The 9,180-nt window shown below is 70.4% G+C and carries 7 protein-coding genes; 4 read left to right on the top strand and 3 right to left on the bottom strand.

Annotation, left to right across the window (positions count from 1 at the left end; all coding sequences use genetic code 11):
- Window positions 1-5: 5 nt before the first annotated feature.
- From D7Y21_RS14130 to D7Y21_RS14140, 3 genes are read right to left on the bottom strand one after another with little or no spacing between them, the layout of a single operon-like run.
- The gene (locus D7Y21_RS14130; RefSeq protein ID WP_121713739.1) at window positions 6-617 is read right to left on the bottom strand and encodes an isoprenylcysteine carboxylmethyltransferase family protein; all 612 of its coding nucleotides are present in this window, start codon (window positions 615-617) and stop codon (window positions 6-8) included.
- A complete protein-coding gene (locus D7Y21_RS14135; protein ID WP_121713741.1) occupies window positions 614-1,888 on the bottom strand; it encodes a hypothetical protein in 1,275 nt (424 codons plus the stop codon). The genes D7Y21_RS14130 and D7Y21_RS14135 overlap by 4 nt, the downstream gene beginning before the upstream one ends.
- Window positions 1,861-2,889, bottom strand: a complete 1,029-nt coding sequence (locus D7Y21_RS14140; protein ID WP_121713743.1) for a hypothetical protein — start codon at window positions 2,887-2,889, stop codon at window positions 1,861-1,863. The genes D7Y21_RS14135 and D7Y21_RS14140 overlap by 28 nt, the downstream gene beginning before the upstream one ends.
- Window positions 2,890-3,200: 311 nt before the next feature.
- Here D7Y21_RS14140 and D7Y21_RS14145 point away from each other — a divergent pair, with 311 nt between their 5' ends.
- The 4 genes from D7Y21_RS14145 to D7Y21_RS14160 all read left to right on the top strand — a co-directional run bounded on the left by D7Y21_RS14145 (window position 3,201) and on the right by D7Y21_RS14160 (window position 9,051).
- Window positions 3,201-5,546 carry a DUF1588 domain-containing protein gene (locus D7Y21_RS14145; RefSeq protein WP_121713745.1) on the top strand — a complete coding sequence of 782 codons (2,346 nt, stop codon included), beginning with the start codon at window positions 3,201-3,203 and terminating at the stop codon, window positions 5,544-5,546.
- 5 nt (window positions 5,547-5,551) lie between these two features.
- On the top strand, window positions 5,552-6,949 hold the full coding sequence (locus D7Y21_RS14150; RefSeq protein ID WP_121713747.1) for a DUF1552 domain-containing protein: 1,398 nt from the start codon (window positions 5,552-5,554) through the stop codon (window positions 6,947-6,949).
- 159 nt (window positions 6,950-7,108) lie between these two features.
- Complete coding sequence (locus tag D7Y21_RS14155; protein ID WP_121713748.1) at window positions 7,109-7,573, top strand: hypothetical protein; 465 nt, start codon at window positions 7,109-7,111, stop codon at window positions 7,571-7,573.
- Window positions 7,574-7,602: 29 nt separating this feature from the next.
- A complete protein-coding gene (locus D7Y21_RS14160) occupies window positions 7,603-9,051 on the top strand; it encodes a carotenoid oxygenase family protein (protein ID WP_121713750.1) in 1,449 nt (482 codons plus the stop codon).
- Window positions 9,052-9,180 lie beyond the last annotated feature (129 nt).

Consider the following 9,180-nt stretch of genomic DNA (forward strand, 5'->3'; position numbering starts at 1 on the left):
GCGCGTCAGAAGTAGCGAGGGACGCGCTGGCAATAGCGCGCGTAGGGCTCACCGAGGCGGTCCGCGAGGAACCGCTCCTCCTGGAGCACCAGTTGATGGAAGAGCCCCCCGAGCGCCGCACAGGCGCCCAGCGTCACCACGGACGGAGCCCAGAGCGAAGCCCCTACGAGGTACAGGTAGGAGAACACGTAGATGGGGTTGCGCGAGGAGCGGTGGAGCCCCCCCTCGTGCAGCTCGGGCCGGGACTCCCCCGCGTCCACGCCGATGCGGAAGGCCGGGCCCATTCCATACTGGGCCCACAGCATGCCCATGAGCCCCACGACACCGAGCACCCAACCCGCGAGCGGAGGAATGGGCAGCAGCGGCCGTCCCCAGGACATGACGGACCACGCGGGCCAGAACGCGGCCGCGAGCACGGAGCCGGCCCAGAGCAGCGAGACGCAACTGATGCGCCGCGTGACGCGCGTGTGCGCGGAATCCGCCGCCGCGCTCCGGTAGGCCAGCGGGCTGCGTCCGAAGCGCAGGCGGTAGACGAGGCTGGAGCCCAGGTGCCCCGCGAGCACGTGCAGGGAGATGAAGCCCAGGTACACCCCGGGCGCCTCGCGCAGCCCCATCATGGCGCGAGCACCTCCGCCCGCAGGCCGAAGCCCGAGGACGCCCACCCGGCGACGCGCTCCGTGAAGTCGCGCAACTCCTCGCGCGTCCAGAGGCCCTCGAAGGCCGCCGTGTTGATGTTGAGCGTGTCCGCGAACGCCAGGCCCGTGGCGCCCCAGGTGGCCGTGTGGCTGCGCATGGAGCGGATGCGGAACGGCGCCTCCGTGAAGTGCTTGTCCATCCGTCCCAGGTAGGTGACGACGAGCGTGTTCGTCCGGGGCTCGGCGATGAGCGCGGGACGCGCGTTCTTGCGCAGCACCCGCGCCGGTGCGAGCCGGGCCACCGCCATGCACTCCAGCGCCGTCGTCCAGTGCACGCCCTCATCGAGCACCCGCTGCACCTCGGAGCGGAGGAAGCGGGCCAGCTCGCGCGGGGCCTTGAGCCGGGCGCGGACCTCCTTCAGGGAGATCTCAATCGGCACCGCGGAGCAGCCATTGCCCAGCGTCCGCCCGAGCCCCAGCATCCGCCGCAGGTCCACCGGCATGCGCAAGCGGATGAGTCCGTCCGCCGGGGACTCTCGCAGCGCCACGCCCGCGAGCAGCGCGGAGAAGAAGACCTCCGACGCCTGGAGGTCCGTGTCGCCCTGGGGAAGCGTGAGCCGCGCCGTGGCCGATAGCGCGTGTCCGGCGGTGTCCCCACTGCGGCGCAGCCCCATTCCCCGCCGCGCCAGGAGCCGCCGGCGCGGACTCGTGAGCCCCAGCACCCGGCCAGGCTGGCGCAGCGCCGCGAGCAGCACCTTGCCATCCGTGAGCGTCGAGGGCTCCAGCGGGCGCGACTCCGACCCGCGTCCCGCGCAGAGCAACCACAGCCGCTCCAGCAGGTGCGCCAGCGCCTTCGCGTCCCCGATGGCGTGGTGCAACTGGATGCCCAGCAGCCAGGGCCCCTGGGCCGCGTCCACCATGGGATGCAGGTGCAGCCGCAGCGGCACGTCGCGCGTGAGATCCACCCGCGTGTTGATGATTCGCGCCACGGCTTCGGGCTCGGACAGGGGGGCTGCGCCTTCCACCAGGGCCGCGTCCACCTCCGCGTCCCCGCGCACCGCGGGCACCCATGCGCGGCGCGCGTCGTTCCAGGCCACGTTGAGGCGCTCGCTCTCCCGCACCAGCGCGCGCAGCCCCCGGCGCAGGAGCGCCACGTCGGGCCTGTCCTCCAGCCGCAGCAGCACCGTGGCCCAGATGGTGGCGACCTCGCCGTCCAGCCGCGCCATCACCGTGTCCACGAAGTTCGCGCGCATCGCTCCATCCATCCCGCGAAGAGTTCCCGGGCCCGCGCGCCGTCCAGCCGGGCGCGGCTCACGGCTTCGCACGCGGCCCTCGGGTCCGCCACGTATTGGAAGACGAGTTCATCCGGCTCGTGCTGGCGGAGGCGGATGCCCGTCGGAAGAAAGCCGGCCGCGAGGAGCACCGGCGTCCCCTCTGCCACCCACTGGGGCTCGCCCATGGGCAGGTGGATGACGTCCACGCGCGCCCGCTCCGACGTGAGCGCCGGGGTGCCCTCCGCGCTGAAGCCCACGAGGACCCGCCGCTCCAGACGCAGCGACGCGTTCCAGTCGAGCGGACGCAGCACTGCGCCCTCCCTCCATGCCCGGCGCTCCAGCGGCGTGAAGGCCACCGACTCCGCGAGCCCCACCCCGGCCAGGATGGATGCGAGCCACTCCCCCCACGGGCCCTCGGGCAGGTAGCGCCGGCGTGGCGGCGGGGGCGCGAGCACCGTCGTCATCGCCAGTGCCTGCATGGGCACGCCCAAGCCCTCCTCCACGCCAATCACCGTCTCGCCCCGCGTGTAGTTGACGACGAGGCCCATGGGCCTCGCCCGCATGAAGCGCGAGGCGTAGCGCTGCGCCATGACGTGCAGCGTGGAGGTGTTCTGGTGCAGGAAGCCCACCCAGCGCCCGAGCCGCTCCAGCAGCGAGCCCCACAGCGCCTCGTGCTCGGCGCGGCCCATGATGGTGCGGCGGCTCGGCAGCGCCACGGAGAGCCCCGAGTCCAGCGAGTCCCGCCCCGGCTTGCTCCACAGGCCCGTGTGCCACAGCAGCGCCCCCCGCGCGTCGAACTCGCCGAGGCTCAGCAGCGCCCCGTCCCTCCAGAGCCGTACGGCGCCGCCGGGCTCGTAGAGGAACGGGTAGGAATACGTCTCCGCATAGCGCGCGTGAAGCAGCTCACGGAAGGCCGGCTCATCGGGCTCGGCCAGCCAGCGCGTGTGCTCGCTGGGGTTGGCGGCGCGAAGGTCGTCCATCAGGGAAGCAGCTCGATCCCGGCCCATGTGCGCTAGCAATGCATCCTTGAGGCCAGCCGGGAAGGCCCGCTCCCGCCCGGACGCAACCTCGCTCGCCCAGCCCCCCGTGCAGCGCCTGGCACACGGGTGTGAAGCCCCCTGCACAGCCGAGGCGCATAGCTCCCGGCCGGTGGACAGGCCGCGTGAGCCCCTTGGGGTACACGCCTGCCCAGGCCGCGCTCCGCCTGATCAGGATGGGAGCCAGTCCCGGCTAAGCCCGTTTGGCAGGACCCGCTTGCTCTTTCACCCGCCGTCCATGCCAGACTGGCCGGATGAACCGCGTGCTCCTGCTGGCCGGACTGTTGAGCCTCGTTGCGTGCAAGGGCAACATCGGGCCAAACACCAACGACGGAGGCCCCAACAAGCCAGTGGATCCAGTGGATCCAGTTGACCCCGGGGATCCCGGTGGGCCCGTGGGCGCCGCGTGCGTGGTGCAGTCGGTGCTCACCAATCGCTGCGCCAGCTGTCACGGCGCGCTGCCGACCCAGGGTGCGACGATGCCGCTGCGCACCCTGCACGACATGCGGGTGAGTTCGGCGATGGATGGGAAGCTCAGCAACGCCCAGCGCGCGCTCAGCCGCATGCGCGACGACACGTCTCCGATGCCGCCAGCCCCGCATGAGCGCGCGAGCGCGGCCGAGCGCACCGCGCTCGAGACCTGGATCAATGAGGGGATGCCCCTCTGCAGTGGCACGGACGGGCCGCCCGTGACCGTAGTGCCCGAGCCCAACCTGCTCGATCAGTCCGCGCTCTTCACCTGCACCGAAGGCGTGCGCTCGGATGCGCCGACGCGCATCCGCCGCATGAACCGGCGCGAGTTCACCCGCAACGTCGGTGGCTCGGTCGAGCGCAGCTGGACCGGGTTCAGCTTCTACGACAACCCGCTCGATCCCAGCGCCATCGAGCAGTACAGCTCCTGGGCCACGGACGAGACGCTGGACGAGGCCACGGTGGAGCTCTTCCTGCCGGTGGTCGGCGCGGCCGCCTCGCCGTGGACGATGAACTACCCGGACGGCAACCGGATGGAGCGTGTCTTCACCAACAACCGCTTCAGCTGCATGTTCAACGACGCGAACCCGAGCGACACCTGCAAGCGCTTCCACCTTGGCCAGATGCTCGAGTTCGGCGTCTTCTTCCGCCCGCCCACCGAGGATGAGCTCACCCGCATCACCGCCTTCGCGACCTCGGTCATCGCGCAGGAACCGAGCTACTCCCCGCGAAACCGCGCGGACTCCATCACGCGGATCTCCAACGCCGCGTGGATGATGACCGGCGCCATGTTCCGCCGCGAGCTGGGCGGCGATCCGGCCGACGGTCGCGTGGAACTGACCAGCCTGGAGCTGGGCTCGCAGCTGGCCTACGCGCTGGCGGGGCGCGCGCCCTCGGCCACGCCGAGCTTCGTGTGGCCGTACTACTCCGCGCCCCTCGAGGGGCATCTGGCCGACGTGGCCATTGCCGCGAAGGATGGCTCGCTCACGCAGGATGCGACGACCACCGCCCTGATCAAGAAGCACCTGGGCGGCGTCGACGCCAACCAGAACGGGACACCGCGCTTCGATCTGGTGCAGGACTACAACGAGGAGCAGCGCTCCAAGCGCGGGCAGTACTGGCTGGGTGACGGCGTCGCGGGCTTCTTCCGCGAGTGGCTCGGCTACGGGCACGTGTCCGCGGTGTTCAAGGAGTCCCCGGCGGCGACCTCGCGCTTCGAGCTCGAGGGGCTCGGCTACATCAGCTCGGTCTCGTACGACAACCTGCTCACCAACTTCCATCCGCTGGAGCCGACCTTCATCCAGCAGTTCGACGATTTGATCGCGCGGGTGGTGGTCGAGGATCAGGACGTGCTGTCGAACCTGCTCACCACGCGCACCTTCTACGTGCCCTCCATGCAGAACGCGGCATACGACTCGCATAAGGGCCTCTCGCACCCCTACAACGTCAGCGAGATCCTCCCGGCGACCGTCGCGGGCCGCTGGAAGACGCTGCCTGCCACGGAGCGCGCGGGGGTGCTGACCCACCCGGTGTGGCTGGCCGCGCACGGCGGCAACTTCGAGGACGATCCGTCCATCGTCCACCGCGGCAAGTGGGTGCGCGAGAACCTGCTGTGCGGCTTCGTCCCGCCGCTCAGCAGCGTGCAGGTGGCAGCCCAGGTCGGCGCTCACGCCGCCGACAAGAACGCGCGCCGCCGCCTGCAGGAGGCGACCGCCGGATCGCAGTGTCAGGGCTGTCACCGTCTGATGGAACCGCTCGGCCTGCCCTTCGAGCTCTACAACCACGCGGGCTTCCTGCGCGCGCGGGATCACTCGACCAGCGGAGGCTGGACCACGCCGGACGGAAGCTCGACGCTCACGTCGATGCCGGACCCCGCGCTGGACGGTCCGGTGCGCGACGCGGTGGAGTTGAGCGAGCGCCTGGCGACCTCGCGGCACGTGAAACGCTGCTTCGTGCGACAGGCCTTCCGCTACTTCATGGGACGCCCGGAGAACGTGAGCGACGCCTGCACGCTGACGCAGATGGAGCAGGCCTATGATCAGAACAACGGCTCGTTCTCCAAGATGCTGACCACGCTGATGACAAGCGACACCTGGAAGACGCGGCGTGTGCCGCAGGCTGGAGAGTGACTGCCATGTTCTCGCGACGAACCGTCCTGAAGGGCATGGCCGCCGGCCTCTTCGCGCCCTACTTCCACGACGTCTACGCCCAGTCGTCAGCGTTGCCGGCGCGCGTGGTGCTGGTCCTCGAGTGCAATGGCGTCTACCCCCGCGCGCTCCTGAGCACGGGCACCCGCGCGGCGCTGGGGGGACGCGCCAACACCTCCGACCGCCTCTTCTGGGACGCGTACAAGGACACGCCGCTGGTGCGTGAGGGCGACAATCTCGCCAGCGCGATCAGTCTCGGGCCGCTGGCGGCGTCTTCCGGCAACCTCGACCTGGTGAACCGCTCCGCCGTGCTGCTGGGGCTCTCGAACCTCATCGCGGGCGGCGGGCACTCCAGCGGGACGGGCGGGCTGAGCTGCGCGGTGAACGGAGCGGGCGCGACCTTCGACGCGGTGATCGCACCTCGCCTGCGCCGGGGTGCACCGTTCGACGTGCTGCGCCTGGGCACCAGCTCCGCGCGCGTGTCTATCGTGTACGAAACCTGCGCGCTCGGACCCCGCAAGCCCGCGGGCATCATCGTCAACCCGTCGCTCGCGTTCGACAGCACCTTCGGCTCGCTGCTCGGCGGCTCGACGAATGGGCGCGATCGCAAGATGCTCTTCGACTTCGCGCTGGCCGACTCGCGCAAGGCGCTGGCGGAGTTCAGGGGCAACTCCAACGAGCGGCTGAAACTGGAGCGCTACCTCTCCTCGCTCGAGTCGCTGCGCACGCGGGAGGATCAGCTCGCGGGCATGGCGGACCGCGTGCGGCCCTACCTGCCGCTGGCGCCGAAGGACAACCCGCTCCTCACCGGCGCGGGCTCACCGCCCGACTCGCTGAAGTGGTTCGAGGCGCAGTTCCAGATCGCCACGGCGGCCCTCCTGGGCGGGCTGACGAACACGGTCGTGCTGGCGACGGGCACCTCGGGCTTCGACGTGGCCTACGGCCCGGACGTGAGCGACGTCCCGCGACACAGCTTGCAGCACGGCCTGGATGCGGGGCAGAACTGGGAGCGCGTCGCCGAGGTCACCCGCCGCCACGTGCAGTTGGTGGCGAACCTGGCGAGGACGCTGGCCGCCACGCCCGAGGTCGGCGCGAGCGGCTCGATGCTGGATCACACGGCGATCGTCTTCATGTCCGACAACGGCGAGCAGCACCACTCCACCTCGCGTGAGTGGCCGAAGCTCGTGGTGGGCGGCAACGCGCTGGGCCTGAAGACCGACGGGCGCACGGTCGTGTACCCGAAGTACGACGCGGCCCGGAACCGGCAGGTCTCCAACCTCTTCAACACGCTCGGCCACGCGTTCGGAGACGCGGACTTCAACACCTTCGGGCAGGAGGGCAGCACCCGCATCGCGCCGGGACCGCTGAGCGAGCTGTATGGCTGAGCCGCGAGGGCGGGCCGCGGAACCCTGTCCATGTGAACGAGACAGTCAGGCGCTGTGTCAAGAGGGGGGTTGGCGCCCCCCTGTGCGGGATGCGTGCCGCCTGTGCTTTCCTCTACGCTGCCGTTACCGCCTCAAGCCTGACCGCCGGAGTCCGTCCACATGATGCTGTTCGCCCCGAAGGTGTTCCCCAAGCTATCCACGCTGAGCCACGCGGGCCGGTCCATGTACGTATGGGTCTTCTACACGTTCCCACTGGCCTTCACGCTGCTGCTGGTGCCGGGCCTGTTCCTCCAGGTGATGGGCATCTCGCCCGGGGCGGCGGATGGGAACCTGTTCTTCATGCGCATGGCGGGCGGACTGCTGGTGTCCATGTCGTTCATGTCCCACCAGGCCGCCGTCCTGAACATGCGCCAGTTCTTCGTCTGGGCGGTGATGGGGCGCACCTTCATCACGCTGGTGCTGATCGTCTGCACGGTGCTGGGCCTGTGCGAGCCCATCATCATGTTCTTCGGATGCATCGACTTCAGCGGGGGCATGTGGACGCTGGTGGGGATTCGCCGTGACGAGGCCGAGGAGCAGGCCCGGGCGCTCGGACCGCAGGTCATCGCCCAGCCCTCGCCCTGACCCTTCGCCCTGCTCTTCCCGGACCCGCCATGACCACCGCGCTCCCTCCGCCGGCCGCTGCTCCCCTTCCAGCCTGGAAGCGGGCCTTCCGCAACATCTCCCGTCAGCATGACTTCCAGCCCCTGCGGGTGGAGGGACGGATTCCCGAAGGACTGCGCGGGACGCTGTTCCGCGCGGGCGCGTGGACGTTCGACGTGCACGGGCTGCCGGTCCAGCACTGGTTCGACGGCGACGGCGGCGTGATGGGCGTGCGCTTCGGGCCAGACGGTGTCCAGGGCGCGGCGAAGCTCCTGGACACGCGCACCATGGTCACGGAGCGCAAGGCGGGTCGGCACCTCTACGGCAGCTACGCCATGCCCACGCCGCTGCGCAACAAGCTGCTCAACCCCCAGAAGAACAACGCGAACACGGCGGTGATGCCGTGGAACGGCCGGCTGTACGCGCTGCACGAGCCGAACCTCCCCGTGGAGCTGTCCCCGGACGACCTGTCCAGCCTGGGCGAGACGAACCTCGACGGCGTGGTGATGAAGTCGTTCTCCGCGCACCCGCGCCGCGTCCACTCGCGCAAGACCCTCTACAATTTCGGCCAGCACCACGGCCGGGTGAACACGCTGGAGCTGTACGCCCTGCCGGACGGCGCCGGAGCGCGGCACCTGGGGTCCGTGCCGCTGCCCGGCGCGACCATGGTCCATGACTACATGGCCACGGACCGCTACCTCGTCTTCTTCCTGCCGGCCATGCGCATCGACGTGCTGAAGATGCTGCTGCGCATCGGCGCATTCTCGGACAACGTCTCCTTCCGGCCAGGGGCGGCGGCGGAGGTGGTCGTGGTGCCCATCGACGACGTGGCGCACCCCATCCGCATCCCCGCCGACTCCTTCTTCAACTGGCACTTCTGCAACGCGTACGAGGAAGGCGACACGCTGGTGGTGGACTACGTGCGCTACCCCGACTTCGCCTCCAACCAGTGGCTGGGAGAGCTGGTGCGCGCCACCCCGTCCATCGAGGCCGACGGCATGCTCCACCGCGCGATCATCGACCTGAAGGCCCGCACGTTCCGCAGCGAGCAACTGATGGACCTGAGCTGCGAGTTCCCCCGCGTGGCCCCCAGCGTGGAGTGCCGGCCGTACCAGGCGGCCTACATGGGCGCGCACTCCACCCGCGCGGCCCGGCGCGGCATGTACGACGCGATGGTGCGCGTGGACGTCACCACCGGCCGCGTGACACGCGCCGAGCTGGGCGAGGGCCAGTACCCCTCCGAGGGCGTCTTCGTGCCCCGCCCCGGCTCGAAGGCCGAGGACGATGGCTGGGTCCTCACCCAGGTCTACGACACGAAGACAGACACCACCCACGTGGCCGTGCTGGACGCCGAGCGGCTGGACGCGGGGCCCGTGGCGCGCTGTCACTTCGAACACGGCCTACCGCCCACGTTCCACGGCGAGTTCCTGCCCCCCAGGAACGGCGCGGCCCACCGTTAGGGGCCGCGGCGGGCCGTCGGCCGCGCGCGAACACGGCAGAAGCCCATACGATTCGTCAGGGGCGAAGCGCGCGCCTCAGTGCCAGTCCATACCGCCATGTCCGGCGACTCCCCCGTCCCCAGCCCCGGC

This window comes from Corallococcus sp. AB045 (genome assembly GCF_003668895.1).
GTDB lineage: Bacteria > Myxococcota > Myxococcia > Myxococcales > Myxococcaceae > Corallococcus > Corallococcus coralloides.

Coding starts and splice junctions, on each gene's coding strand:
- D7Y21_RS14130 (WP_121713739.1), bottom strand. CDS start 617: ATGATGGGGCTGCGCGAGGCGCCCGGGGTGTACCTGGGCTTCATCTCC.
- D7Y21_RS14135 (WP_121713741.1), bottom strand. CDS start 1,888: ATGCGCGCGAACTTCGTGGACACGGTGATGGCGCGGCTGGACGGCGAG.
- D7Y21_RS14150 (WP_121713747.1), top strand. CDS start 5,552: ATGTTCTCGCGACGAACCGTCCTGAAGGGCATGGCCGCCGGCCTCTTC.
- D7Y21_RS14145 (WP_121713745.1), top strand. CDS start 3,201: ATGAACCGCGTGCTCCTGCTGGCCGGACTGTTGAGCCTCGTTGCGTGC.
- D7Y21_RS14160 (WP_121713750.1), top strand. CDS start 7,603: ATGACCACCGCGCTCCCTCCGCCGGCCGCTGCTCCCCTTCCAGCCTGG.
- D7Y21_RS14140 (WP_121713743.1), bottom strand. CDS start 2,889: ATGGACGACCTTCGCGCCGCCAACCCCAGCGAGCACACGCGCTGGCTG.
- D7Y21_RS14155 (WP_121713748.1), top strand. CDS start 7,109: ATGATGCTGTTCGCCCCGAAGGTGTTCCCCAAGCTATCCACGCTGAGC.